The organism is Paranoxybacillus vitaminiphilus, from assembly GCF_003259935.1.
GTDB classification, from domain to species: Bacteria; Bacillota; Bacilli; order Bacillales; family Anoxybacillaceae; genus Paranoxybacillus; species Paranoxybacillus vitaminiphilus.
Window position 1 is genome coordinate 16,264 of record NZ_QLMH01000005.1, and the last position, 25,888, is coordinate 42,151.

The window sequence follows — 25,888 nt, forward strand, 5'->3', positions numbered from 1 at the left end:
TTCGATAGGAGAGAAAACTCTTACTTCTGGGCGGACCAAGTGTAGATGAATGAAAGTAAAAGATGGACCGCCTTTTCAAGCAGAAAACAAGCGTTTATGTCTTAGACCCCTTTTATTTCGTGGAGCTGGTGTTTGAATTCTTTCAGAAGAGCTTCGCCTTGCAAGCCTTGTTCGACAAGGTTGGCGAGGACAATTTCCGCTAAGTCGGTTTTATTCCGGATCAACAGTCCATCCATAAGCACGCTCATATGCTCGTCCATCATGGTAATTGAACGTACGGTTGCCAACATATTTGCGGGATCGTTGCTTTTGTGCGAAATAGTCACTTGGAGCCGGAATTCTTCATTGGCTTGTTGCAGGCGTAAAAATCGCTCCTCGTATTTTTTATCTAAGTACATTTCAATAAGCCAGCGGTTTCTCCCGTCCTCTTTATTAATGATTAAGCCATCGATGAGCGCAATTTCTTCGCGGTGCACATCGTCATGAACAATAGATAGAGCGGCGAGCTTAAAGGTTTTCATTCTATCACCTCGTCAACGTTGTCTTATTAGAGATTATAACATATAAGCAGTGTAAAATTAAAAGAGGATCAGTAAGACGAGCCTTTTTCATGTGATCATTGTCGCCTACTATTTCATGTGCCGCAAAATTTTTTTCAGAAAGTGCAAAAATTGAATTTCTTGTCGATTTTCTGTTAAAAAATGAGAAAAATGCTGGTTTTTTGCTCCAGGAATATTCAGAAAATTAAAAAGTTGTCATTTTACAAAAAATTTCCGGTTAAGTAAGATGAGAGTGCACCTGCAATAGAAAGGAGGGGGGATCGCTAAATTCAATATTTATGCTCTTATATGAAATTCCATTCAAGGAGGTGTAACCTGGTTGCTGAAATGGCTGTCATGAACGAACTGAACGAAAGAGTCGCCCATGACAAAAGCCGCCTGAAACACCGTGAGATTTGTGGGGCGGTCGCTCGGTTCTTGATTTTATCGCTAAGTAACCAGGGAAGTCATGATTAATCAAGTCATTCTTGTTGGACGCCTCACGAAGGACCCAGAGCTGCGCTACACAGCGGATGGAAAAGCAGTTGTGAACGTCACATTGGCAGTGAGCAGAAACTTCCGCAACGCTGACGGTATCATTGACACGGATTTTGTCAATTGTACATTGTGGAGACGAGTGGCGGAAAATACAGCTAATTATTGCCGGAAAGGGTCCATCATTGGGGTAACGGGGCGGATTCAAACACGAAATTATGAAAATCAAGATGGAAAGCGTGTATATGTGACAGAGGTTGTCGCAGAATCAGTGCGGTTTATGGGCGGCAAAACGGTAGAGCTCCTCGGAACTTATTAATGTTTGCAGGTGGCGAAAGTCCTCTTTTGTTCCTCCATCATTCTCCTTCCAAAACGTTACCTCGATATAAAAAAGTTGAACCCTCCATGCTTCCTCTCTCTTTGCCGACCAAGTTTGGTTGGCGTTTTTTTATTTTATCATGAACTTAAAATACTTTTTTGCTACAAAGTGTATTGTTAAAATATGTAATAAATGATAAAAAACCGAATGAAATAAGCGAGGGGTATGCGTGAATATTTATCTTGCTGATTTGATGATTAGTGAAGAAAAAACAGCCACACGGTTTTTAAAGAAATATCATATTTTTATTAAAGAAATAAAAAGTCCCTTTTCAGTTAAGCTGAAAACAATTGCTCCTGTCAGCTTTGGCGATTCGCTTTGTTTTTTGCGAAATGAAGCAGAAGCTGGCGGAATGCTGCATGAGGATGTGCGGTTTCGTATGATCGAATGTAGGGAGAACGCCCAGCTATACTTTATTTTTAAATCTGTCAATCAGCTTTATATGTTTGTTATTAGGATGAATTTAAAGAAAAGCAATATTGAAATTACCACCTATGAATGGAACCAGCTCCAGCAAAAATATCTCCGCATCCATACGAATCAGCTGCTTGCCATTGAAAAACAGCTGATTTACGATATACTCCAATCGTTACACATCCGCTCGGAAGGCAGGCGCTCACTCTTTTTCACGCTTCCATCCAAGAAAAAAGCTGACCCAAAAGTATAAACATAAAATTACATGCTGCTTCGATTTTTTCAGGCAGATGTGAAAAAGAGGCTGTCTCATAATAGGTATGTCCCCCAAAAAAGAAGACGGCCAATCATTAAGCAAGTCACAACCCCATCCATTTTCGTTCATTGTGGCGGCTGGTAAGTCATGGACGTTTGAGACAGCTTTCGCCGTTTGCCCGGATTTGTCCGGTTAATTGCAGCAATTTTTCAAGTTTATAGGATCGTTCGACGACGTTGTTCGGCTCAGGTTCCTTCAAATAAAGAGCCGGATGGTTGCATAATCGCTTAAGACGATGGAGCATTTGCAGGATCAGTCCGCGCCGCTCGAAGCCTGTTAATGCTTCAATGCGTGAGAGCGTATCTTGGACAAGCTCTTCGTAAAGAGAGGCTTGTTCGGTTGTAAGCGGACAATATTCTTTTTGTTCAATAATACGAGGGCGGTTGCCGAACCGTCCTCTACTTTGATTTTATAAACAGTGCCTATACGATAGAGTAACAGTGCTTTTTTTATTAACGCCTGACTATTTTCATATGTGTCTAATTCCGACTTTATTTGCCCGGCAGCCTGAACAAGCACATATTTAGGAAGGTATGTTTTTAACATATCAATGTCCATCCTCTCGGAAAAGTCTCTATCATCTATTATTATCAAATTTTAAAAATTTAACACAAAATTATAACAAAAGTCTCTTATATAAAAAATAAAGTTTCGTTATACTAGAAAAAAATACTAGTATATACGGAATTTGGACAAAGAGATAACGTATGAACGTTTTATACATATAGAAATGATAAGGAATGGAGGATGGGGAGAGTGCTTACACCAAAGCAGGTCATTATCTCATCGGCGTTTGCTTCGGCGTTATTTATGGTGCCGCTGGCTGTGGAAGCATCCGAATTAAAGCTTGGCATGAGCAATGAGCAGGTGAAGGAGCTGCAGGACTTGTTAAAAGCAAAAGGCTTTTTTGCTTATCATACATCGACAGGCTATTTCGGACCGGTTACGGAAAAAGCGGTTAAAGAGTTTCAAGCATCTGTCCATTTAACTCCGACTGGCATTGTCGATAAAGCGACATATGAAAAGTTAAAAAGCAGCGTTTCCACCCATCAGCCAGGCAATGTGTTAAAAATGGGCGCAAAAGGCGAAAGCGTCAGCGTTTTACAGCGGAATTTAAAAACATTAGGCTACTTTACCTATCCGAAAATTACTGGTTATTACGGCAGCGTAACGGCGGAGGCGGTCAAGAGGTTTCAGCAGGCATACGGCTTGAAGGCGGATGGAGTGGTTGATTCGCAAACGCTGCAAAAAATTCAAGAAGCCGTTCAGCGGAAAAACAAGCCTCAAGCGGCGTCGAAGCAGAACGAAAATGGAACCAATTCCTCTCCTGTGCTGAAGCTGGGGACAAGGGGAAAAGAAGTCAGCCAGCTGCAGCTTCATTTAAAAACGCTCGGATATTTCCAATATCCAACGATTACAGACTATTATGGCAGTGCAACGTCTGATGCAGTAAGAAAGTTTCAAAAAGAGAACGGATTAAAGGTGACAGGAATAGCCGACAGCATTACATTGGCAAAAATCCGCCAAGCGATTGAACAGAAAGAAAAATCGCAAGCTGCCGCACCGAAGAGGGACGTTTATTTAGCAATCGGCTCCATCGGGGAGCAGGTGAAGCAAGTGCAGATGAAATTAAAGCAATTAGGCTATTTTACGTATCCAACGATTACGGGTTATTACGGCAGTGTAACGGCAGAGGCGGTCAAGCAGTTTCAAAAAAGCGTGCAATTGCCGGCGACAGGAACAGTGGACAGCCAAACGTATGAGCTGCTTATGGATAAAGAGGCAAACAAAACATTTGATGTCATGGATTTAATTGCCGATGCAGCGGAGTTGCTGGGCATACCGTATGTATGGGGAGGAGAAACACCGGAGACCGGATTTGATTGCAGCGGTTTTCTCGTGTACGTTTTTAAGAAACAAGGTATTTCATTGCCGCGCACGGTAGCGACCATTTGGAATGCAGGCAAACCTGTCAACGCTCCTTCTGTCGGAGACATTGTCTTTTTCGAAACCTATCAGCCCGGCGCGTCTCATGCCGGCATTTATATCGGAAACAACCAATTCATTCATAGCGGCGGTACAAATGGCGTTTCCATCAGCAGACTAGACAGTCCGTATTGGAGCCAGCGTTATTTAGGGGCAAAAAGGTACTATTGACAGGCGGTTTGCTGAAAACAGCCGATGACAATGATTCGTTGGCTGTTATTTTTGTGTATATTATAAAGTTCAGATTGAAAAATCAACATAAGCAAAAAGTTTAAAAATTTACATATGTTAGGAAATCAATCGGCATATATAAGTCAATCCAATTTAAACTCTCAACATGTGAATTAAACATGAAAATCAACCAAGGTTCTGTTCGCCTTTTAAATAGGTTGAAAAATCAAGTTTGATTTATAAATGATTAATGGTTACGACATTGAGTAAGTTTAGCCACAAAACAAATAGACTGCACTGGATGAGGCGGCTTAAATTTATATGTTGAAAAATGAAATCAGTTCTATATAGATTAAAGGAACGGCAGTGAATATGGCAAAAAAGCTTTAAATAATCAAATTTTTTTACATAGGATTAAAAAATAAATGGCAGTAAATTTGACAAAACTTGATAGGTTTATAAGATGAAAAGACGTTTTTTGACAGAAATTTATGTTATAATCGACATTAAGTTTAACTATTATGCTGGCTGAACGAGGAGGATAAAATGGAAGAGACGATCAGCTTGAAGGAACTTTTTCAAACATTGCGTAAACGCTTGTGGTTAATTGTTTTAATTACAACCATCGCAACTGTAACAAGCGGAATCGTAAGTTACTTTTTTCTAACGCCCATCTATCAGGCTTCGACACAAATTCTTGTAAATAAAGCAAATTCGGAGCAGCAAATTTACAATATTGGCGAGATTCAAACTAATTTACAATTAATTAATACGTACAGCGTCATTATTAAAAGTCCGGCTATTTTAGAAAAAGTTCAGGAGGAACTGGAAATAGAGCGTTCTATTGAACAATTGAACGAACAAATTCAAGTGGCGAGCGAAAAAGATTCACAAGTATTTTCCGTCACAGTGAATGACCCAGACCCGGCTTTAGCAGCAGCAATTGCCAATAAAACAGCAGAAGTGTTCAAAGAAGAAATCGTTAAAATTATGAAGATTGACAACGTCAGTATTTTATCAAAAGCAGAAGTAAAGGAAAATCAAAAGCCTGTCAAACCGAAACCGTTATTAAATATTGCGATTGCCTTTGTCGTTGGCTTAATGACAGGTGTAGGGCTAGCCTTTTTATTAGAATATCTTGATAATACTGTGAAAACAGAACAAGATATTGAAAAACATCTGCAGCTTCCTGTTCTTGGCGTAATTGGCGTTATTGAACAGAATGAACAAAAAGCGAAAAAGACAAAAATGAAAATGAGCGATGCAAGAGGTGAGTCGTTTGGCTCGTAGTAATCGAAAACAAATGCAAACATTAGAACGAAGCTTGATTACGGTACAAAACCCAAGATCCCCGATTTCTGAACAATATAGAACGATTCGAACAAATATTCAATTTTCTTTCGTTGACAAGACTATGCGGTCGTTAATGGTCACTTCGGCGGGGCCGAGTGAAGGAAAATCGACAACTGTAGCTAATTTAGCGGTCACATTCGCGCAACAGGGGAAAAAAGTTTTGCTCATTGATGCGGACATGCGCAAACCAACGATGCACTATACATTTCACTTGAACAATATTATTGGCTTAACAAATGTTTTAACTCAATCAGCTGCTTTACTTTCAGCCTATCAAGCAACAGAAGTCGACAATTTATTTGTGTTAACATCAGGGCCAATTCCGCCAAACCCGGCAGAATTATTAGCGTCCAAAGCGATGGAAACCTTTCTTGAGGAAGTATATAAACGTTTTGATTTAGTCATTTTTGATACCCCGCCGGTGTTAGCAGTGACGGATGCACAAATTTTAGCGAACAAATGCGATGGCACTGTGCTTGTCGTATCCAGCGGCAAAACGGAAATCGAGGCGGCTGTCAAAGCAAAAGAATTGCTGCTTTCAGCCAATGCTAAACTGTTAGGTGTCGTGCTAAACAAAAAGAAACAACAACAAGGGCAATATTATTATTACTATGGCAATAAATGAAGAATGTTTGATGGAAAATTTTGCTCCTCCACGACGATTACACGTCAATAAGAGCTGACCCGAACATAAGTGTCAGACCACACAACCAGGACATAAATGAATCATTATATTGCGGGTTGTGCATGAGGTCGGACGCTTTTGGGACAGTCCTTTTATTTTTGTTTAACATGTTCACCGAGAAGTCTCCCACCTCTAAGCGAAGTGCAGGTGGGAGAGGTTCATGAGGCTGTATGAATTTCCAAATGCTCCTTTAATTTATTGGAGATAGCTAAACGTTCTTCTTCAGGAACGATGAAATAATCCGTACCGTTCATTTTTGTTCCTTTTCCATTAATATGAAGCTGCTCAATTTGCTGGCGCGCGTCTTTGTAATTGGCTTGAATATCTTTCATTTGTTCGAACGTCATGTTCGTTTTTAAGTTTTTGCCGATCGCCGCTAAAATTTCGTCATAATTCGCCAAAGAGCCGAAACTGGCGCCTTTTTTAATAATCGCTTCAATAATTTGCTTCTGCCGGTCTTGACGTCCGAAGTCACCGCGCGGGTCTGCATAGCGCATGCGCGAATATTTTAAGGCCTTTTCTCCGTCTAAAGTAATTTCCCCTTTTGGAAATGTTACGCCTTCGTATGTAAAAGCGAACGGGTTATTAACGGTAACGCCGCCTACGGCATCGACAATATCTTTGAAGCTTTCCATATTGACTTTAATGTAATAGTCAATCGGAATATCTAAAAATTGTTCGACGCTCGACAGCGTCATGTCCACTCCGCCAAACGCATAGGCGTGGTTAATTTTATTCTCCATTCCTTTACCGGCGATTTTTGTCCGCGTATCGCGCGGAATGCTGACCATCTCAATCGATTTTTTATTCGGATTCACGGTGACAACAATGAGAGAGTCAGAGCGGCCGCGGTCTCCTTTTCGTTCATCGACACCGATTAGCAAAATCGAGATCGGCTCCCTTTTTTCGAGCGAAATCGGCTCTGGACGTTTTTCCGGAGTTGACCGTTTAATCGGCTCATGTATGCGATTTGCTGTTTGCTTCACATTATGGTAAAGCGAATAACCGTAAATACCAACAAATAAAAGGAGCAGTGTGAATCCTCCGGTGATGCCCCATAACCATTTTTTTCGCTTTCGTTGTTTTGCTCGCATGGACATCTTCCTTTTTGTCATAAATTGTAAATCAAAGTATAATTATAGAGATTTATATATAGGGATACGACAACTTACACAAGAATATTCATCTGTATGGGTGGAATAATCATTTTGATAAATGTTGAGGAAATATAACGGTTATGATAATGTAAGGATTGGAAGTTTGCATGATTGCATTGCTGTGGAGCAATACTTTTACAATTTTTGTAATTGTAGGTGAATTTATGGCTGACAAAATTAAAGTAATGACGATTTTCGGCACGAGACCTGAGGCGATTAAGATGGCTCCGCTTGTGTTGGAGCTTCAAAAATATCCCGAGCAGATTGAACCGATTGTCACGGTAACAGCCCAGCATCGGCAAATGCTTGATCAGGTATTGGAAATTTTTAATATCAGACCTGACTATGATTTAAATATTATGAGAGATCGTCAAACATTAACAGGAATTACCGTTCGTGCCCTCGAGGGGCTTGACAAAGTGATGAAAGAAGTAAAGCCGGACTTAGTGCTCGTGCACGGGGATACAACGACTACGTTTGTGGCAAGTCTTGCAGCATTTTACAATCAAATTGCCGTCGGTCATGTTGAGGCGGGTTTGCGCACATGGAACAAATATTCACCATTTCCTGAAGAAATGAACCGGCAGCTTACCGGCATTATTGCTGATCTTCACTTTGCGCCGACGAAAAAAGCGTATGAAAACTTAATTCATGAAAATAAAAAAGCGGACTCGATCTTTATTACAGGAAACACGGCCATTGATGCTTTAAAGACAACGGTAACAGATGATTATGAGCATGAAATTTTAAAGAAAATCGGTAATGATCGGATGATTTTATTAACCGCACACCGCAGAGAAAATCTTGGTGAATCAATGCGCAATATGTTTCGCGCGATTAAGCGGATTGTCAATGAACACGAAGATGTACAGGTTGTTTATCCGGTCCATTTAAATCCAGCGGTACGTGAGGTAGCGGATGAAATACTTGGCAATGATCCGCGCATTCACTTAATCGAGCCGTTAGGCGTGCTGGATTTTCATAATTTTGCCGCAAGAGCATTTCTCATTTTAACTGACTCCGGCGGCGTGCAGGAGGAAGCCCCTTCTTTAGGGGTTCCTGTATTGGTTCTTCGCGATACGACCGAGCGGCCTGAAGGCATTGAAGCGGGAACGTTAAAATTAGCGGGAACAAATGAAGAAACCATTTATAACATGGCTTACGAATTATTGAATAACCCGCAGGAATATGAAAAAATGGCAAAAGCGTCAAATCCGTATGGGGATGGACAGGCTTCTCTGCGTATTGTTCAAGCGATTCTTTACTATTTTGGCAAGGCTGAACAACCGCCTCAACGATTCCAACCTTAAATGGAGCAATAGCGCGAACGATGGAGGCTGACCCTGGGAAAAAGTATCAGACCCCGCCAGGATATATATTGTGGATTTCTCGTGCGGTCAGATACTTTTAGGTCAGCCTCTGTTCGTTTCTATTTAATGAATGGTGGAAGCGGATAAAAAACTTTGTCATAAAATATTGTTTTATGTTAATATAAAAAATTGGAGCACGAAAGTTTGGAGGTTTTTTTGTTCATGCTAAAAAATCTTCCCCATGGGACAAAAATCAGCATTTCCCGTTCAATTGCACTTGCATTTGAAAAATATATGAACAAGATCGGCTGGGATGAAGGAAATTTTAGCCCGGAAACATTTGTACAAGAGTGGCGGGATCATGTTGAAAAACATTCAACATGGTTTCATTCTCTTAGTGAAACGGTTAAACAAGACCCGTCATTTCATGAAGAATTAGCAAACAAAATCAATGAGCTTATCGAAAAAGTGCTTTCTGAAAAACCGACAGAGGAACAAACCAAAAAGCTCGAACAGCTCGCCAAAGAGTTAAACATCGAAGATATAGATTATTCCTGCAAAGCCGAAGCGAATTATCATATTGAACGATTGGAAAGGTTAAAACAGGAACGGCGGTAAAAATACACGAGGGCATATCTCTCGTGTATTTTTATATGCCGGATGATGTAAATATGCTTTTTTCACTTATCAGCGGACTTTTTTTAATTATTTTTTACAATATTTTCATTTTTGTTCATCGCCATTTTTTATTGTTTTATGTATTATAATACCGTTGTGAAGGTAAAAAGCTCTCCTTCTGTCTCATATCATGAAAAAATAAGCGATATTTTTTATGCTACAAAAAACTTTATAGGAGGTATAAAGTGAAGATTACGATTGCAGGTACAGGGTATGTCGGCCTTGTTACCGGGGTTTGCTTGGCAGATATAGGACACATTGTAACTTGTTACGATATTGATGAACAAAAGGTGCAAAAAATGCGCCAAGGTATTTCTCCTATATATGAACCGGGTTTGGAAGATTTAATGAAAAAAAATATTGAAGAAGCCCGGTTGTTTTTTACGACGGATCCACAAACGGCTTATGAGGATGCCGATGTAATTTATATTGCAGTCGGAACGCCGGAAAACGAAGACGGCTCTGCGAACTTAACGTATGTCGAAGAAACGGCTTTAGCCATTAGCCGTTACGTGATAAAAGACGTGATTGTCGTTATTAAAAGTACCGTTCCGGTCGGTACAAACGATCGGATACAAGCGCTGATTGATAAACATAAGTCTCCGGAAATTCGCGTAGCGGTCGTCTCGAATCCGGAGTTTTTGCGGGAAGGCTCTGCCATTTATGATATGTTTCATGGCGATCGGATTGTCATTGGGGCAAACGATGAATACGCTGCTTCTGTTATTGAAGAAATTAATAAGCCTTTTGGCATTCCGATTATCAAAACAGATCGACGCAGTGCGGAAATGATTAAATATGCCGCCAATGCTTTTTTAGCGACAAAAATAAGCTTCATTAACGAAATTGCCAACATTTGCGAGAAAGTTGGAGCCAATATTGATGACGTAGCTTACGGGATTGGACAAGACAAGCGAATCGGCCCTCACTTTTTGAAAGCAGGAATCGGCTACGGCGGCTCCTGTTTTCCAAAAGATACAAAAGCGCTTGTGCAGCTTGCCGGGAACGTTCAGCATAAATTTGATTTGCTGGAATCGGTTATTAACGTCAATAATAAACAACGTTTGCTCCTTTATACGAAAGCAAAGGAGATGTTTGGAGCACTGGCGGGAAAAAAAGCAGCTGTTCTTGGATTGGCGTTTAAACCAAATACCGATGATATTCGTGAAGCAGCATCGATCGTTCTTATCGATAAACTTCTTGAAGAGCAAGTCGATATTACGGTCTATGATCCGGTGGCAATGGAGAATGCGAAGAAGATACTGAACGATTCTGTTCAATATGCCCGTTCGGCCGTTGATGCCATTAACGGAAAAGATATGGTGTTTATTGTAACGGAATGGGAAGAAATTAAAAACATTCCTCTTTCAACCTATGTCGAAAAAATGAAAGAGCCCATTATATTTGACGGAAGAAATTGTTACAGCTGGCAGGAAGCAAAAAGCTATCCCGTCACATATATATCGATCGGACGCGGTCAAGCGGGAGAGGCGCAACCGCTTTTTTCAAAACATAAGTGACTGTTGTAAAAGTTGCTTTTCTTAAAGAAAAAGCAAAGTGATTTTATTACTACTTGAATTGTTTTAGGATATCCTTTAAATTCTAATTTGTAATAGTACGGCTGTCATAAAATTTTTATTTTGTTAAACGAGCTTTGTTTAAATTTCGTTACAAATACAGAGAAAAACTATCATCTATAGTCTTTTTTTGGTACAATGAAAATTAAGTGCAAAAAATTTGGTACTTGCGTAAAGGAGAAATACTTCGTATGAATAAAAAAGTTTGTGTCATCGGGTTAGGATACATTGGACTTCCAACGGCCGTGATGTTTGCCAATCATGGTGTGCAAGTACACGGTGTCGACATCAATGAAAAAGCTGTTAACATGATTAAACAAAAGCAATTGCACATTGAGGAGGAAGGACTGCAAGAACGTTTAAATCATGCCATTGACAGCGGCAAGTTCACCGTTTCGACAACACCGGAAGAGGCTGACGTATTCATTATTGCCGTTCCTTCTCCAATTAATGAAGATAAAACCGCGAATTTAGATTATGTGCGTGACGCGACAAAATCGCTTGTTCCTTATCTTCGTAAAGGGAATTTAGTGATTTTGGAATCAACCGTACCGCCGCGTACAGTAGAAGATGTCATGCTGCCGATTCTAAAGGAAACAAATTTAGAAATCGGTACGGAATTATTTGTCTCTCATTCTCCGGAACGGGTAATTCCGGGAAGAATTTTTGAAGAATTAACGAATAATGACCGCATTGTCGGCGGAATTAACGAAGAATCAGCCCGTCTAACGGCGGAACTATACCGTACGTTTGTGAAAGGAACGATTCATTTAACCGATGCAACGACAGCGGAAATGGTCAAAGTCATTGAAAATACGTATCGCGATGTAAACATTGCGTTTGCTAATGAGCTGGCGAAAATTAGCGAAAAAATCGGCATCAATGTTTGGGAAGCGATTCGTCTTGCCAACTTCCACCCGCGCGTTAATATTCACTTGCCGGGGCCGGGAGTCGGAGGCCACTGCATCGCCGTTGATCCATGGTTTTTAGTAGAGCTTGAGCCTGAATTGGCGAAAATCATCCGCCTCGCCCGCGATACAAATGACAGCATGCCGGAATATACGGCTTTGAAAATGAAACGAATTCTTGAAGAAAAAGGAATTCAGCACGGTCGTGTCGCACTGTTTGGCTTGGCGTTTAAAGGAAATGTTGATGATATGCGTGAAAGCCCGTCATTAGAGGTTATTCATCATCTAGAACGGCTTGGCATTGATTATACGGCTTATGATCCGCATATTAAAGAGAACCGGTTGAGCCGCCAAACACAGCATATCGAAGAAGCAGTCTCGCATGCTGATATGATTGTTATTTTAACCGATCATAACGAATTTAAATCTTTACAGCCGGAGCTGGTCGATCATAAAGTTAGAACAAAAATCATTTTTGATACAAAAAATTGCATCGATCGACAGATGTGGGAAAAAGAAGGTTATGAAGTTTATCTCTTAGGAGATGCTAAAAATGTCCCAAAGATGTAAGCTTGGGATATCTGTCTGAATTAGGTGATAAGATGAAAGAAACGTTTTTAGGGGTAGATGTTTGCACAGATACTTATGAACAGCTTGCCGCCAAGCTTATAGAAGATATTAACCACAACCGTAAATCGTTTATTGTCGCCATCAACCCGGAGAAAATTATGAAGGCGCAGGAAGATGAACGTTTGCGTGAGCTTCTCAATAAGGCTACATATCAAATTCCAGACGGTATTGGCGTCATTTTGGCATCCATCATAAAAGGCGGGAAAATTCGTTCGCGTGTAACAGGAATTGATATGATGCTGCGCTTGTGCAAGGAAGCTGCCATACACGGGAAGAAAATCTTTTTATATGGCGCTAAGCCCGGAGTGGCTGAGGAAGCAAAAAAGAAGCTGGAAGAAAGGTTTCCGGGAATTCAAATTGTCGGTACGATGCACGGATATGAAAAAGATGAAAATGTTGTAAAAGAAGCGATTAACAAATCAGATGCAGATATTTTATTTGTCGCATTAGGAAGTCCGACACAAGAGTATTGGATTGTGAAACATATGCATTCACTTGTTCCAAAAGTTTACCAAGGCGTGGGAGGCTCATTTGATGTCGTTTCCGGCAGGCTGAAACGAGCTCCGCTTTTCTTTCAAAAGCTTGGGTTGGAATGGTTTTATCGATTAATAAAGGAACCATGGCGCTGGAAAAGACAGCTGGTTCTTCCGAAATTTTTAATCAAGGCGATTAGAGAGTAGAAGGGATCGTATGTCAAAATTAAGAATTGCCAGTATTCTATTTTTGCTATCCACCTTTTTCTTAAAATTTTCCAGCATGCTCCGCGATTTAGTCATCGCCCATTTATTTGGCGATTCTTATATGGCAGATGCTTACATTGCGGCGATGACGATTCCGAATGCGATTATTTTGTTTATGCTTACAGGAATGAAAGACGCCTTTTTGCCCAGCTATTATAAGTATGAAAGGCTGGGGAAAGGCTTTTCTCATTTAACGAATATCGTTAAGGGAACATTTTGGATTTCTGCTTTCATTGCCATAACGGGAGCTGTTTTTTCACCGCTTTTCATTCGCTGGTTTTATCCTGATTTTAACTCACACGGAACAGAAATAGCGGTTTGGACAGCTGTCATTTACTTTATTTCTGTTGCGGTAGTCGGAGTGAATGCCGTATATGAAGGGTATTTTGATGCGCAAAGAAAGTTTTCGTTTTCGACATTCTCGCAAACGGTTGTTGTGCTTTGTACAATCGGCGGAGCGCTTCTGCTCCACCGGCAAATAGGGATTTATTCCGTATCAGTAGGATATTTGGTGGGCACGTTTATATCGCTTTTCATTAAATTATTTTATTTAGGTCCGCGGCAGTTTTTGTTATGGCGGCAGCCGATGGATCGAAAAGAAATATCTGCCTTTTACCTTGTCTTTTTACCGGTTGGATTAACGATTGCGGTCGGCCAAGTAAACTTATTTGTCAACACACTGTTTGCCGCAAGACTCGGAGAAGGAGTAGTGGCGAACTTAAACTATGCCTTTCGCCTTGTGAACATTCCGCAGGCAATCTTCGGTGTAACGATCGCAACGATTGTATTTCCGCTGTTGGCTGAGGCGAAAGCGAAAGACGACATGAAATTGTTTAGATTGGGCATTGAAAAAGGGCTCATGTACATGTTTTTGTTTTTGGCTCCGACTGTGGCCGGCATGCTCATTTTGATGAAGGAGCTTGTCGAAATCGTCTACGAACGCGGGGCATTTACTGAAACGGCAACGGTATTAACGAGCCGGTACGCTGTCTTTTATGTCGGCTCTGTTTTGTTTTACAGCATCCAGGCGGTCATTGCCAAAGGCTTTTATACGTTAGAAAAAGGCCATTATATGCTTCGAATTGGCATCATCTCTATCATTGCTAATATTATCTTTAACGCGATATTATCAAAAACGATGGGAGCAGAAGGATTGGCTTTATCTGCTTCGCTGGTGGGGCTTGTGTATTCTTCCATCACATTTATCACTCTATATAAAATTTCTGGGGGATTTCATTTATTTGCTGTTGGGAAAGAATACTTGAAAATTGTAACGGCTACAGTTGGCATGGCTGCTGCATTGCTTTGGATCAAATATCAATTTCATGTTGATCAGCTGCCATTAACCCTTTATTTGGCTGTGATGATTAGCTTAGGAGCAGTTATTTATTTTATCGGCTTATGGCTATTAAAAACGGCATCTCTGAAAGAAATTTTATCAAAAGGGAGGATTAATAAAGTTTCTGCTTCGAAAGAAACTTGAGCGTTATGAGGCACTTAGAAAAATTGCGCAAAATAAACGACGAGATAGACTCCTTTTCACCTTATTTTTTCTTTCCTTTTATTTTAATTTTATATTTTATGGTCAGTTTATTTGACTTTGGAAGAGTTGAATATTTCGAAGCAAATAAAAATGTGTTGTGGCCGATTTTAGCAGGATTGCTTGCGTATTTAGCTGCTGTGCATGTTGTGCAAAAGAAAAATTGGATGTTTCCTTCTTTTGGATTGAAATTTTTACAAGGCAAAACCGTTTATTTTTTATATGCGCTCGGTTTCATCGGGCTTGTTAGTTATTTAATCATGTTATTCACAGGGCAAATTGGGATAACTGATGAGTCCGTTCGCAGACATTTAGATCCAAAATTAAATTTTTTAAGCTCATTTCTCTGGTTTTCTGTCCTCTTTCTCATTTGCAGCCGCGTAGTAAAAGAAAAGCAATTAACGAAGCAGCGCAAACGGACATATCTTATTGTTCTTTTTGTCGTTCTCTTGTTATTGATCTTGATGGGGTATCGGACGCCGATTGCCATTATGTGCTTTACTTGCCTGATCGTTTTTCACTACACCATTAAACGAATTAAACTGTCATGGTTGTTGACATTTCTGTTTATTGTCGGATTAGCCCTTTCATTATTCGGGTTTTTCCGGGTTATAACCGAAGATACGAGCAAGGAGTTTAATAGCCGTCAAGGACCGGATGTGGAAAGAAGCGAAGAAGAAATTAACCGCGATTTAATGCTGATTCGCAAGATGAATGAAACGCCAAAATGGGTCCGCGGTTTAACCGAGGCGAGTGTAACAGGAAGAATTGTATTAAGTAAATTAATGGAGTATACAGATGAACATGGATATACGCTTGGGAAGCTCCATGCCGGTATTTTTTCAACGATATTGCCGGGGGAGCAGCTGTCTCCGCGCATGGAAATTACTGAAATGGTGAACTCTCTGACGATTGAGAAAGGGAAATATGTTACACGCCCGGGACGCACGACCACGCCGACTTTGCTCGGACAATTTTATGTAGAGGGCGGTTATATTGTCATTATCATCGGTTTTGCCCTATACGGTATGATTTTATCGATGTTATATAATCAAATGAAAAACTCCGGGTTAAAATCTTACCAAACCGTCACTTACGCCTTTATTACGACGATTTTTATGATTTCGATTCATACCGGTCTGTTGGATTTAATTTTTTTACTGATGATTGCTTATGCGATTGTTTCAGGAGGTATTGAGAGAAAGGCAGCTTCCTGAAAAAGAGGAAAGAGGCTTTCTCTAAAAAACTTTTCAAAATTGGCATAATCACGTCGAAAAACAATTGTTATATAAAACTACCAATGGTAAAATATACTTGTAAGAAAGATATTATTTCCTTCTTTAGCAATAAAATGACGGGAAACCTCGGTTGGTAGCCTCTGGGAAAAACCACCTGTTTTTACGGGTGGTTTTTTTCTTTTGCTCTGTTTAAAGGTAATTGTTGTCTGAAATCCTGCTATAACCAAGGGATAAAAATATTTAGAGGAGGTTAGCAGGGTCTAAGGCATTCAACAACTTGTATGAATCTCTCCCGCCTTGAGACTTTTTAAAGGCTACTCCTTACAGAAACCGGCCGATATTGGCAGCTGTTTCTTAGGTTACTGTTGCTCCATGCTTTGAAACAGTTAAGTTCAAGAGGGCGAAAAATCATTCGAGCATTTTAAGCACTGGAGACGGATGATGTTTCATATGTACGAAGAATGGATGAAACAAAATTTGGATGGAAATGTTTTTCGATTAAATCATTGCCAAAAGTTTTTGGGACGAAAATGATGCCCTAATCCATTAGACAGTAAGTTCAACGAAGTTCATTCACTAATGGGAATGGATCGTTCAATAAGTGCAAAAGAGGCTGTCTCATAAGGGGCTGACCTCACGAGTAATCCATAAATATATAGTGTTCTTATCCAATGTTATGTCCTATATATATGGTTGTGGGGTCTGACCTTTTGCTTTGAGACAGCCTTTTATGATCGGCTTTTTTCGTTTTATGAATGTTCTAGTTTGATTGAGGCGGGTATACTTTCCATGTGCTGAAATCAGGATGCTCTTTGAGAACTAATGATTTCGGGAAGATAAATGTCCACGGTTTGCTTGTATTTGCTTTTATTTCAAATGAATCGAAGGTAAATCCTCCGCGGGCAACGATATCGCCGGCGGCATCTTCAACTTGCAGCGGCAGCTGGTGAAGTTGAATATTTTTATCGCTGCCGTTGCGGATGAGCAATGTGGCGTGAAGGTCGCCGTTTTCCGCCTGCTTAATTTGCAATCCCATGAAGTTCACTTCTCCCGGCTTCGGCGGCTGAATCGATTGAACTAATGCCTGTAATTTCTGCTTATCTTCATCGGCCAAGCTTTTTTCCCAGCTTTCCGCTAAATCAAGCGAGTGAGCTTTCGGTGCTGCTTTTAATTCAAAAGCGAGCTTCCAATCGGTTGCCGGAATTTCGTTTGTTTTTAATGTATGTTTTTCAAATAAAAACTTCCACGGCCTGCTGCTTTTTGGCGGAAGCTCTCCCAGTTCCGACAAATTGAACACTTTTCGTGCAAGTATTTCGCCGTTCGGTCCGATTAATAAAAGCGGCGTTTCCTGAAATGTAACCGGCTTTGCCAGGCTGCTGCGCACAAGCGCGGTTACGACATACCCCTCTTCCGTCTGCTTTAATTCAATTCCGGAAAGAGAAAGCTGATTTTCTTTCAACGGCTGCTGTTCATTGTTCAGAAACTGGTAATAGTAGCGTTCTTCTACGCTGACCGTCCAGTTTGGATGAAAAGACAATTCCGGCTTTACTTCTATATCAGTTGTTGCAGCTGCTTCGTCTTCAAACAGCTCATTTGAATCGACTACGCTGTCGAGCCCTTCTTGTTGTGTTGTTTTTTTCCGCTTGAAGAATGATAACATTCGTCCAACCTCCACGTCTAAATTTTCGGGCTGACATATAAGTGTCTGAACCGACGTGCTTTCACCGTTATATATTGTGCTGCGGATTCCGACACCCAGCTTTAGGTCAGCCCTACATCATTTTTATAAGGAAACGTCATCTTTCGCTTGCTGTATTTTGCCGGAAACGAGCTGCGCCAATCGGCGGCAGGCATCCCGTTCGATTTCGCGGTACATATGTGTAAACAGCTCCAGTCCTTCGCGTTGAAATTGGCGAATCGGATCTTCCTGGCTGTAGTAACGCAAGCCAATCCCTTCTTTTAAACGTTCCATCGCATCGAGATGATGCAGCCAATGATAATCAACGATCGAAAGAAGCGAGTATTTCAATTGACTTTGCAGGTTTTTATCATCGCTTAAACCTTGCAGCTTATCGACATACTTTTCAAGTGACTCATCAACCTGCTTTTGGATGTCTTCGATGTCTTCGATTTTGTTGGCCCATTGTACCGAAGGATGGGCAATCATTTCATTTAACCGTACAGCCAGTTTTTCCAAGTTCCATTCTTCCGGCAATACATCAACCGGACAAGCTTGCTCAATTTCATACGGAATGTAGGATCGCAGCATTTTGATGCCGATCGAAAGCGGGTTCTCCGTTTCTAAAATTTGATTTCGCAATTCGTAAATCGTACTTCGCTGATCATTAAGGACGTTATCCAGCTTTAAGTTATATTCGCGAATGGAGAAGTTGCTGCCTTCGCAAATTCGTTGGACGCGGTCAACAAACTCGTGAATATCTTTATTTAAAATAAGTCCGTCTTCATCTGTTTTTACTTTTTTCTTTAACTTCTCCACTTCCTCTTTCGCAAAGCGGCGGAACATATCGTCTTCAAGGGAGATGAAAAATTGCGAGCGCCCCGGATCGCCTTGACGGCCGGCACGCCCTTTTAGTTGGTTATCGATTCGCCGGGATTCATGCCGCTCCGTTCCTAAAACGAATAAACCGCCGAGCTCTGCGACTCCTTCCCCAAGCATAATGTCGGTTCCACGTCCCGCCATATTCGTCGCAATCGTAATCTGTCCTTTTTGTCCCGCTAACGAAATTAATTGAACTTCCTGTTCAATCGTCTTAGCGTTCAATAATTGGAAAGTCAATCCTTCTTTTTGTAAATATTCCGCTACTTTTTCTGATTGTAAAATCGATGTTGTTCCAATTAAAATCGGCTGGCCGGTCGCGTGAACCCGTTTTGCTTCTTTCGCGACGGCTTTGTATTTTTGCTCGATGGTCACGAATACTTTATCCGGCTCGTCCGTGCGGATGACCGGTTTGTTCGTCGGAATTTGTACGACATCCATATTGTATAATGTTTGAAATTCTTTTTCTTCCGTTTTCGCTGTTCCCGTCATCCCTGAAAGAATAGGATACAAGCGAAAATAGTTTTGAATCGTGATCGAAGCTTGAATTTTATTTTCCTCTGTTAACTCCAATCCTTCCTTTGCTTCAATCGCCTGATGCAGGCCGTTGCTCAAGCTGCGTCCTTCCATCGGGCGCCCCGTAAACATATCAATCAATAAAACTTTTCCGTCCTTCACAATATAATCGACGTCGCGCTTAAATAATACATGTGCCCGCAGCGCCTGAATGACGTAATGATATAACGTTTGGTGTTCCAAATCGTAAAGGTTGTCAATGCCGAATCCTTTTTCGATTTTGGAAATTCCTTCTTCCGTAAGGTTTGTTGCTTTTGTTTCTTCATCATAATAGTAGTCGACGTCGCGTTTGAACGTTTTCACGATGCGCGCGCATAAATAGCTCAATTCCGAGCTGACTCCCGTTTTTCCGGCGATAATGAGCGGGGTTTTTGCTTCGTCAATAAGAACGCTGTCAATTTCATCGATAATCGCGTAATGGAACGGACGCTGCACCCGCTGGGAAACATCGTACACCATATTGTCCCGCAAATAGTCAAAACCAAACTCACTGCCGATTCCGTAAGTAATATCAGCCTGATAAGCTTTTTTCTTTTCCGCCGGATCCATCATCGGAATATTTAAGCCAACCGTCAGGCCTAAAAACTCATGAATTTTTCCAATTAAGTCGCGGTCGCGTTTTGCCAAATATTCATTGACGGTAATGACATGTACCCCTTTGCCTTCTAATGCCCGCAAATAACTTGGCAGGGAAGCGACTAATGTTTTTCCTTCACCTGTTGCCATTTCCGCAATGTTTCCTTCGGTTAAAACTAAACCGCCGATTAATTGTACATCAAAATGGCGCATCCCAAGCACGCGTTTCGCTGCTTCACGCACAACCGCGAACGCTTCGGCTTGAATGTCAAACACCGTTTTGCCGCCGGCCAGCTGCTCTTTAAATTCCGCCGTTTTTTTCCGCAGTTCGTCATCAGACAGCTTTTCATACTGCGGCTCAAGCTGATTAATATGGTCGACAATCCGCGCATATTTCTTTAATCGGCGTTCTTGTGAATCGCCGAGCACTTTTTTCAAATAGGTAAGCATATCTTTCTCTCCTCTAAAATTCTAGCAGTAATATTCATGGTTTCAGAATGATAGATGACTAGCTTCAGTATAGCATTCTTCTACAACAGTTTCATCTTTTTCCGGATAACATTTTCTCTCCTTGCATGTATAAAAAATTTTCAAAAATATCTTTTCTCTCTGCAAAAAAAAAGATAGACTATTATTGTTATAGAAAATAATGGTTGTAAAACCATTATTTTATTAAATTTATGAAACTATTTCCATTCTTCATCCGTCTTATAAAGTGCGGATCATTAATGAAAAAGAAAAGGGAGGAAATGAAATGGGGAAATGGAAAAAGATAACGGCTGCTTTTGGCTTGTCAGCCACTTTGCTGATGCCTAGCTTCGCCGCAGCGCAAGAGAGCAGTCTGCTGCAAAGGTATGGTGAAAAACCAGCGTATGATGTGCTTGAGCGCCTGAATCTATCGGCAAGAGAAAAGAGCAAGCTGGCGTTCGAGCAAAAGAAAGAAGAAAAAGCAAAGTACAGCGAAGATACGCTCATTGTGAAGTACAACAAAAAGCTAAGCAGCGAAGATCATAAACGCCTTGGTACATATGTGATCCGTTCTTTCCCGCAATTAGGATATGAAGTAGTCAAACTGCAAAAAGGGAAGAAAATGGAAGATGTCATAAAGGCGTATCAAAAACTTGATGCTGTCTCTCATGTCGCTCCAAGTGTGAAGCTGGAGAAGTACGGAAATCCAGACCCGAAAAAGACAGAAATGTACCACCTTCAATTGCTGCAAATTGAAAAAGCCTTAAAGCTTGCAGGCAGCAACGAAGTGACAGTGGCTGTGATTGACGGCTTAGTGGATGTCAATCATCCTGAATTAAAAGGACGTGTATTGCCGCCTTATAATGTCGCTGATCCTGCCAATCTAGGTTACCCTGATTATCATGGTACACACGTTGCCGGGATTATCGCATCAGAAATGAATAACGGTATAGGCGGACACGGTGTCGCTCCAAATGCGAAAATCTTGCCAATTGATGTGTTTGGCCGTTATGGCGGCTTTGATTATATTTTAGCAGAGGCGATTTTGTATGCGGCAGAAAATGGCGCTGACGTCATTAACATGAGCCTTGGTGCTCCGTTTGAAATGCCGCTTGTCGAAGAAGCGATAAAAAAAGCGGTTGAAAAAGGAGTCGTTATCGTTGCGGCAGCCGGAAACGATGGCGCGATTCAATACAATTATCCGGCATCGTATGACGGTGTGATCACGGTTGGAGCCACAAACGACAAAAACAAAAAAGCTTATTTCACTACGTACGGACCGTCGATTGACGTTGTGGCGCCGGGGGAAGATGTATACAGCACGTTAAATAATGCTGGTAAGTCGACATTTTACAAGCTGAGCGGAACATCAATGGCGTCGCCAATCGTTGCCGGGGTAGCGGCATTAATTAAATCAAAATACCCGAATTTAAATACGTATGAGGTAGAGTATATATTAGAAAACACGGCTGTTGATTTAGGCGAAAAAGGATTTGACCTTGACTACGGATACGGATTAGTCAATCCGGAGGCTGCTCTTAAGTATGACATAAAAAACCTTCCGAAGTTCAAAAACGAGACAGATGAAGAAATTTTAAAAGCGGCTGCTTCACTGGAAGTAGCTGATGAACCGTTCGTACACACAGGGCAATTAACAACGCCGCGGCAAACGGACTGGGTGAAATTAGATGTTGCAGAAGGCGAATATATACAAACAACGCTGAGCGGTGCCGATAAATATGACTACAAAATGGTTCTCCGCTTCTATCCTGAAGGAGAGACGAAAAGTGATAAGCCAATCGAAGTAAGAAATGTCCGCCAAGGCAAAACAGAAGCAAAATTATGGAAAGCACCTGCAAAGGGAACGCTTGTGATTGGCGTTACAGATGAAAATGAAAACTACAGCGTCCAAGGATTATCTAAGTACGAACTGACGGTTCAGCGCTTTGCTGCTCCTAGTGAAGATATCGGAACGAAAGAGGAACCGATTGAAATCACCGAGCTCCCGTTTGACAGCAATACATTAGATGTACCGCTTCAATTGCTATCAGAAAACAAAGTGACAGGACAAGACGGCAAAACAACGATTGAAGACGATAAAGATTATTTCAAATTGAAGGTTGAGGAACCAGCGAAAATACAAATCAACTTATCTGCCATTCCGGGGTTAAATACGTCGTTAAAGCTTTACTTTGCTGAAGAGTTCTACACGGAGCCGCCGGCTGACCTTCCTGAATATGAAAAAGGACAGTGGCCGCTGCCAATGACCATCGCTGATAGAAACGGCGTTGGCGAGAAGGAAATGTTAACTCTTGAAGCAGCGCCGGGTGAATATATTTTAGAGGTGGATGGAGAGGGGTCTTCATACTTCGATTTGCTCTGGTACCTCTTCTACGGTTTAGGCATGGATAATCAAAATCAAGAAGAAAATGAACTGGTGAAAGGCTCCATGCTTCCATACCAATTAACAGTGGAAACAAAAGAGCTTCCGGAAGATGAAGACGGCTATCCGGTTATGGAGCCTCCAATGGAAGAGCCGATGGAAGCTGTTACGGAAGAAGCTGTCGAAAAACGAATCGAGAGCTTGAAAAAACAAGCTGATCAAAATGCGATCATTATTATCTATGATGAGTGGAATGAATTCCAGAAAGAGGATGTAGAGCAGATTAAAGAGAAGGCATTGGCATACAACATCGGAGATACAGCAGAGGGCTATTTCCAATCAGGGGCAGACCAAGATTGGTTCACATTTAATGTTAACCAAACAGCCATTTATGAATTCACCATCAATCAAACAGATACGTTAATGCCTGAACTGGTATTGTATGCATATGACGAAAAAGAAGGCACGCTTTATCAAGTCGCAAGCTCTTGGATGTTCTATAATCCATTTGGCCTTGAAGACAATAAAGAAATAAAAATGCAGGTTACGTTAGAAAAAGATAAACAGTATTACTTGCAGTTGAGAAGCTCCGGCGAGATGTCATTTGATCCTTACCGTATAACTTCTAAATTTTATATGGATGCGCCAAAAGATGCAAACGAGGACAATAACGAACCGATTCGCGCTACGGCCTTAAACAGCGGTTCTAAAGTACGCGGCAACTTTGTGCAGCAAGGAGATATTGACATTTTCTATTACAAACACCGCGCAGAAGATCAAATCGTTGGCTTCTCTCTCAAACCGCTGGAGCTAGATGAAAAACAAAAAGAGAATTTGCCATCCGAGTTGACAATGCCGCTTGATGTTGTTGCCACTGTCATCGAAGATACAGACGGAAACATGCAGATTAGCGAAGAGGAAGCAAACAAACTGGTTGTCTATGATTATGGTTGGGAAAATGAGGCGGAGGCCGGCTCATTTAAAGCGAAGAAAAATGCCGGTTACTTCATTATTGTTGACCAATTCTTCGGAATCGGAGCAAACATCAGCGAATATGAATTGATGCTCAATACTTCTTACGGTCAGGATGAAGATGCCAAATCGGTTGTGAAAAATAATGTACCATCTCATCCGCTCAGCTTCAAGCAAGACGGCAACAATAAATGGAAAGCAGCTGCAAAACTAAATGGCGGCGTGCCATTTGGCGACAAGGACTTCTATCGATTTGATGCTGCCGCAGACGGCACATTCAAGCTGACATTAGAGACGCCAAAAGAATTAGATGGTGTGATTACTGTTTATGATGCAAAAGGAAATGTTGTGAAAACATTCGATGATTACATGCAAGGTGATGCCGAAACAGGATATATTACATTGAAAAAGGGAACGTATTACGTAGAAGTAAAAGATGTGTATGCCCGTTCAAGCATTGATAACTATCAATTATATGTGGAAAAAACGAAGTAATGGAGAAAGAGGCTGTCTCATAAGGGTCTGACCCTTGGCTTTAAGACAGCCTCTTTTCCTATGAATCTACCATCTCTTATAATAGATATAAGAGAGGAGTGGAGAAAAAGAATGCGTAAATGGCTGCTGGCTATATCGGGATTTTTTTTATTTTTAATGATTCCTAGAGATGCACACGCCCATATACTCGATGAAACGAAACAAAAAAGCGCTCAATTTCAGTACAGTGACTATTACCAGCCGATTCAGCAATACAAAGGCAAAAGCGGGGTAACGTTTATTAGCTACAGCCGAGCGTGGAATTCGCTCAATCAATTGCAGGCTTTAGAAGCGGAACTGATGAACAATAAACACGGAGACGAATTGCGTCTGCTCGAAAAAGTCGAGATTTATCCCGATTATCCGGCCGGAAAAAATATTTTAGGACAATATCGGCTTCAGTATGACTACAGCTCAAGCGATGTGAGGCTGTTGCCGGGAAGAACAATTGAGCTTTACGGTGGAGATGACTTTCGCACGGTCGAATCTTTAGCGGCAACACTATCCCATGAATACGGCCACCATTTTACAATGTACCATATTCTTGATAAGGAAAATAAGCTTCCTGAACAGTGGATGGAATCCGCGTATGCAAGCGTACGGGCATTAAAAAACACACCTGCTCATGACGATGGACGGGGAGAGTATGAATGGTCGATTCATGAAATCGCGGCAGAAGACTACGTGCAGCTGTTTGGCTCAGAAGCCGCCGTTCAAAAACAATTTCAAATGAATACGGACATCCCGACGCCGTTTGATTTACCGGAGCTGCAATCATATTGGGCAAAGAAACTGAATTCCGGCGAATATACGGTCAGAAAGCCGCTGCCGTTTTATCTGGTAGATTATAAGAAAAACGAGAGGGACCCAGCCTATTATGATTTGAAATTTTACGCAACGGATTTACAAAATAAGAAAGCTTATCTCATTGGACAAGAAGGCAGCGGCACGTATATGGCGGTTCAGCTCGATCAGCTTCAATCAAGTAATCCAATCGAAAAATGGTATCGCGCTCATGAAATGCCGGCGGAGAAAAACTGGCTTTTAGACAGCTCTGAAAACGAAAAAACACTGTTTCGGCTCATTCAGCATGAAGACAAAGGATTTAACCGCGGTTCCAAAACATTAGCCATTACCTACAGTCAAATTGAAAACAGTAAAACGGCGCAAAACACCATTAATCTTGAAAATCGTCTTACAACGGCGGAAATGAAACAATTATTGCACGAAACAGCGAATAAATACGGCATACCGGCGGAAATTTTAAAAGCAATTGCCTATGTTGAAACGGGAATGAAGCAATTTGATGATGCGGGGAATCCGATTGTCACAGAAGACGGCGGCATCGGCATTATGCAAGTTACATTAACCGATGAAGAGATTCAAGCGAAAAAGATTGATAAAGAACGGCTTATGAACGACACAAAATACAATATCGAGATTGGTGCGCAAATCTTAAAGGAGAAGTGGAACTGGGCGGGAACGCGCATTCCAAAAATAAACGATCATCATCCAAACATTCTGGAGCACTGGTATTTTGCGGTGATGGCGTATAACGGCTTGTCAAAGCGCAATGACCCGAATTTGCCGCATGCGAAAAAGCCGTATCAAGAGCGTGTGTTTGATATTATTCGCAATCACAGTCTCGTCAACGTCAAAAGCATTCCAAGCTTTGAGGTCGAGTATTCCGATGAAAATTAGCCGGA

At 41.2% G+C, this 25,888-nt stretch carries 19 protein-coding genes and 1 pseudogene; 14 read left to right on the forward strand and 6 right to left on the reverse strand.

Features of this window, described 5'->3' with window-relative positions; all coding sequences use genetic code 11:
* Positions 1-101 precede the first annotated feature (101 nt).
* On the reverse strand, positions 102-521 hold the full coding sequence (locus tag B0I26_RS07800; protein WP_111644899.1) for a YwpF-like family protein: 420 nt from the start codon (positions 519-521) through the stop codon (positions 102-104).
* A gap of 487 nt (positions 522-1,008) precedes the next feature.
* Here B0I26_RS07800 and ssb point away from each other — a divergent pair, with 487 nt between their 5' ends.
* Together ssb and B0I26_RS07810 are read left to right on the forward strand one after the other, a co-directional pair.
* Positions 1,009-1,353 carry a single-stranded DNA-binding protein gene (ssb, locus tag B0I26_RS07805; protein ID WP_111644900.1) on the forward strand — a complete coding sequence of 115 codons (345 nt, stop codon included), beginning with the start codon at positions 1,009-1,011 and terminating at the stop codon, positions 1,351-1,353.
* Positions 1,354-1,582: 229 nt separating this feature from the next.
* A complete protein-coding gene (locus B0I26_RS07810; RefSeq protein ID WP_111644901.1) occupies positions 1,583-2,080 on the forward strand; it encodes a hypothetical protein in 498 nt (165 codons plus the stop codon).
* Positions 2,081-2,240: 160 nt separating this feature from the next.
* Here B0I26_RS07810 and B0I26_RS07815 read toward each other — a convergent pair.
* Both B0I26_RS07815 and B0I26_RS07820 read right to left on the reverse strand, forming a co-directional pair.
* Positions 2,241-2,528 (reverse strand): annotated as a pseudogene (locus B0I26_RS07815) (DEAD/DEAH box helicase); the annotation flags it as partial.
* Entirely contained in the window at positions 2,420-2,689 is a 270-nt protein-coding gene (locus tag B0I26_RS07820) for a hypothetical protein (protein ID WP_111644902.1), read from the reverse strand. The gene B0I26_RS07820 and the pseudogene B0I26_RS07815, both read right to left, overlap by 109 nt.
* Positions 2,690-2,953: 264 nt before the next feature.
* Here B0I26_RS07820 and B0I26_RS07825 point away from each other — a divergent pair, with 264 nt between their 5' ends.
* The 3 genes from B0I26_RS07825 to B0I26_RS07835 all read left to right on the forward strand — a co-directional run bounded on the left by B0I26_RS07825 (position 2,954) and on the right by B0I26_RS07835 (position 6,278).
* Entirely contained in the window at positions 2,954-4,300 is a 1,347-nt protein-coding gene (locus tag B0I26_RS07825; protein ID WP_245934738.1) for a C40 family peptidase, read from the forward strand.
* 546 nt (positions 4,301-4,846) lie between these two features.
* Positions 4,847-5,590, forward strand: coding sequence for a YveK family protein (locus tag B0I26_RS07830; RefSeq protein WP_111644904.1), 744 nt, complete (start codon positions 4,847-4,849; stop codon positions 5,588-5,590).
* Entirely contained in the window at positions 5,562-6,278 is a 717-nt protein-coding gene (locus tag B0I26_RS07835; protein ID WP_111644905.1) for a CpsD/CapB family tyrosine-protein kinase, read from the forward strand. The genes B0I26_RS07830 and B0I26_RS07835 overlap by 29 nt, the downstream gene beginning before the upstream one ends.
* Before the next feature lie 218 nt (positions 6,279-6,496).
* On the opposite strand, the gene tagU is transcribed toward B0I26_RS07835, so the two are convergent.
* Positions 6,497-7,432 carry a polyisoprenyl-teichoic acid--peptidoglycan teichoic acid transferase TagU gene (gene tagU, locus B0I26_RS07840; RefSeq protein ID WP_111644906.1) on the reverse strand — a complete coding sequence of 312 codons (936 nt, stop codon included), beginning with the start codon at positions 7,430-7,432 and terminating at the stop codon, positions 6,497-6,499.
* A gap of 227 nt (positions 7,433-7,659) precedes the next feature.
* Between tagU and wecB the strand changes: the two genes are divergently transcribed.
* The 7 genes from wecB to B0I26_RS07875 all read left to right on the forward strand — a co-directional run bounded on the left by wecB (position 7,660) and on the right by B0I26_RS07875 (position 16,095).
* Positions 7,660-8,805, forward strand: coding sequence for a non-hydrolyzing UDP-N-acetylglucosamine 2-epimerase (wecB, locus tag B0I26_RS07845; protein WP_111645028.1), 1,146 nt, complete (start codon positions 7,660-7,662; stop codon positions 8,803-8,805).
* 222 nt (positions 8,806-9,027) lie between these two features.
* Positions 9,028-9,423, forward strand: a complete 396-nt coding sequence (locus B0I26_RS07850; protein ID WP_111644907.1) for a hypothetical protein — start codon at positions 9,028-9,030, stop codon at positions 9,421-9,423.
* 245 nt (positions 9,424-9,668) lie between these two features.
* A complete protein-coding gene (locus tag B0I26_RS07855; RefSeq protein ID WP_111644908.1) occupies positions 9,669-11,003 on the forward strand; it encodes a UDP-glucose dehydrogenase family protein in 1,335 nt (444 codons plus the stop codon).
* Between the two features lie 248 nt (positions 11,004-11,251).
* Positions 11,252-12,538, forward strand: coding sequence for a nucleotide sugar dehydrogenase (locus B0I26_RS07860; RefSeq protein ID WP_111644909.1), 1,287 nt, complete (start codon positions 11,252-11,254; stop codon positions 12,536-12,538).
* Between the two features lie 32 nt (positions 12,539-12,570).
* A complete protein-coding gene (locus B0I26_RS07865) occupies positions 12,571-13,278 on the forward strand; it encodes a WecB/TagA/CpsF family glycosyltransferase (protein ID WP_111645029.1) in 708 nt (235 codons plus the stop codon).
* Between the two features lie 10 nt (positions 13,279-13,288).
* Positions 13,289-14,821 (forward strand): murein biosynthesis integral membrane protein MurJ, encoded by a 1,533-nt coding sequence (gene murJ / locus B0I26_RS07870; protein ID WP_111644910.1) that lies wholly within the window; start codon positions 13,289-13,291, stop codon positions 14,819-14,821.
* Positions 14,822-14,826: 5 nt separating this feature from the next.
* Positions 14,827-16,095 (forward strand): oligosaccharide repeat unit polymerase, encoded by a 1,269-nt coding sequence (locus B0I26_RS07875; RefSeq protein WP_111645030.1) that lies wholly within the window; start codon positions 14,827-14,829, stop codon positions 16,093-16,095.
* 781 nt (positions 16,096-16,876) lie between these two features.
* Here B0I26_RS07875 and B0I26_RS07880 read toward each other — a convergent pair.
* Together B0I26_RS07880 and secA2 are read right to left on the reverse strand one after the other, a co-directional pair.
* Positions 16,877-17,776: an accessory Sec system S-layer assembly protein gene (locus B0I26_RS07880; protein WP_111644911.1), complete on the reverse strand. Its 900-nt coding sequence runs from the start codon at positions 17,774-17,776 to the stop codon at positions 16,877-16,879.
* A 123-nt stretch (positions 17,777-17,899) separates the two neighbouring features.
* Positions 17,900-20,275: an accessory Sec system translocase SecA2 gene (gene secA2 / locus B0I26_RS07885; protein WP_111644912.1), complete on the reverse strand. Its 2,376-nt coding sequence runs from the start codon at positions 20,273-20,275 to the stop codon at positions 17,900-17,902.
* Positions 20,276-20,579: 304 nt separating this feature from the next.
* On the opposite strand from secA2, the gene B0I26_RS07890 reads away from it, so the two are divergent.
* A complete protein-coding gene (locus tag B0I26_RS07890; RefSeq protein WP_111644913.1) occupies positions 20,580-24,143 on the forward strand; it encodes a S8 family serine peptidase in 3,564 nt (1,187 codons plus the stop codon).
* A gap of 111 nt (positions 24,144-24,254) precedes the next feature.
* Complete coding sequence (locus tag B0I26_RS07895; RefSeq protein WP_181502791.1) at positions 24,255-25,883, forward strand: transglycosylase SLT domain-containing protein; 1,629 nt, start codon at positions 24,255-24,257, stop codon at positions 25,881-25,883.
* The last annotated feature ends 5 nt before the right edge of the window (positions 25,884-25,888 follow it).

Coding starts and splice junctions, on each gene's coding strand:
- B0I26_RS07800 (WP_111644899.1), bottom strand. CDS start 521: ATGAAAACCTTTAAGCTCGCCGCTCTATCTATTGTTCATGACGATGTG.
- ssb (WP_111644900.1), top strand. CDS start 1,009: ATGATTAATCAAGTCATTCTTGTTGGACGCCTCACGAAGGACCCAGAG.
- B0I26_RS07820 (WP_111644902.1), bottom strand. CDS start 2,689: ATGTTAAAAACATACCTTCCTAAATATGTGCTTGTTCAGGCTGCCGGG.
- B0I26_RS07825 (WP_245934738.1), top strand. CDS start 2,954: ATGGTGCCGCTGGCTGTGGAAGCATCCGAATTAAAGCTTGGCATGAGC.
- B0I26_RS07830 (WP_111644904.1), top strand. CDS start 4,847: ATGGAAGAGACGATCAGCTTGAAGGAACTTTTTCAAACATTGCGTAAA.
- B0I26_RS07835 (WP_111644905.1), top strand. CDS start 5,562: ATGCAAGAGGTGAGTCGTTTGGCTCGTAGTAATCGAAAACAAATGCAA.
- tagU (WP_111644906.1), bottom strand. CDS start 7,432: ATGCGAGCAAAACAACGAAAGCGAAAAAAATGGTTATGGGGCATCACC.
- wecB (WP_111645028.1), top strand. CDS start 7,660: ATGGCTGACAAAATTAAAGTAATGACGATTTTCGGCACGAGACCTGAG.
- B0I26_RS07850 (WP_111644907.1), top strand. CDS start 9,028: ATGCTAAAAAATCTTCCCCATGGGACAAAAATCAGCATTTCCCGTTCA.
- B0I26_RS07860 (WP_111644909.1), top strand. CDS start 11,252: ATGAATAAAAAAGTTTGTGTCATCGGGTTAGGATACATTGGACTTCCA.
- B0I26_RS07865 (WP_111645029.1), top strand. CDS start 12,571: ATGAAAGAAACGTTTTTAGGGGTAGATGTTTGCACAGATACTTATGAA.
- murJ (WP_111644910.1), top strand. CDS start 13,289: ATGTCAAAATTAAGAATTGCCAGTATTCTATTTTTGCTATCCACCTTT.
- B0I26_RS07875 (WP_111645030.1), top strand. CDS start 14,827: ATGAGGCACTTAGAAAAATTGCGCAAAATAAACGACGAGATAGACTCC.
- B0I26_RS07880 (WP_111644911.1), bottom strand. CDS start 17,776: ATGTTATCATTCTTCAAGCGGAAAAAAACAACACAACAAGAAGGGCTC.
- secA2 (WP_111644912.1), bottom strand. CDS start 20,275: ATGCTTACCTATTTGAAAAAAGTGCTCGGCGATTCACAAGAACGCCGA.
- B0I26_RS07890 (WP_111644913.1), top strand. CDS start 20,580: ATGGGGAAATGGAAAAAGATAACGGCTGCTTTTGGCTTGTCAGCCACT.
- B0I26_RS07895 (WP_181502791.1), top strand. CDS start 24,255: ATGCGTAAATGGCTGCTGGCTATATCGGGATTTTTTTTATTTTTAATG.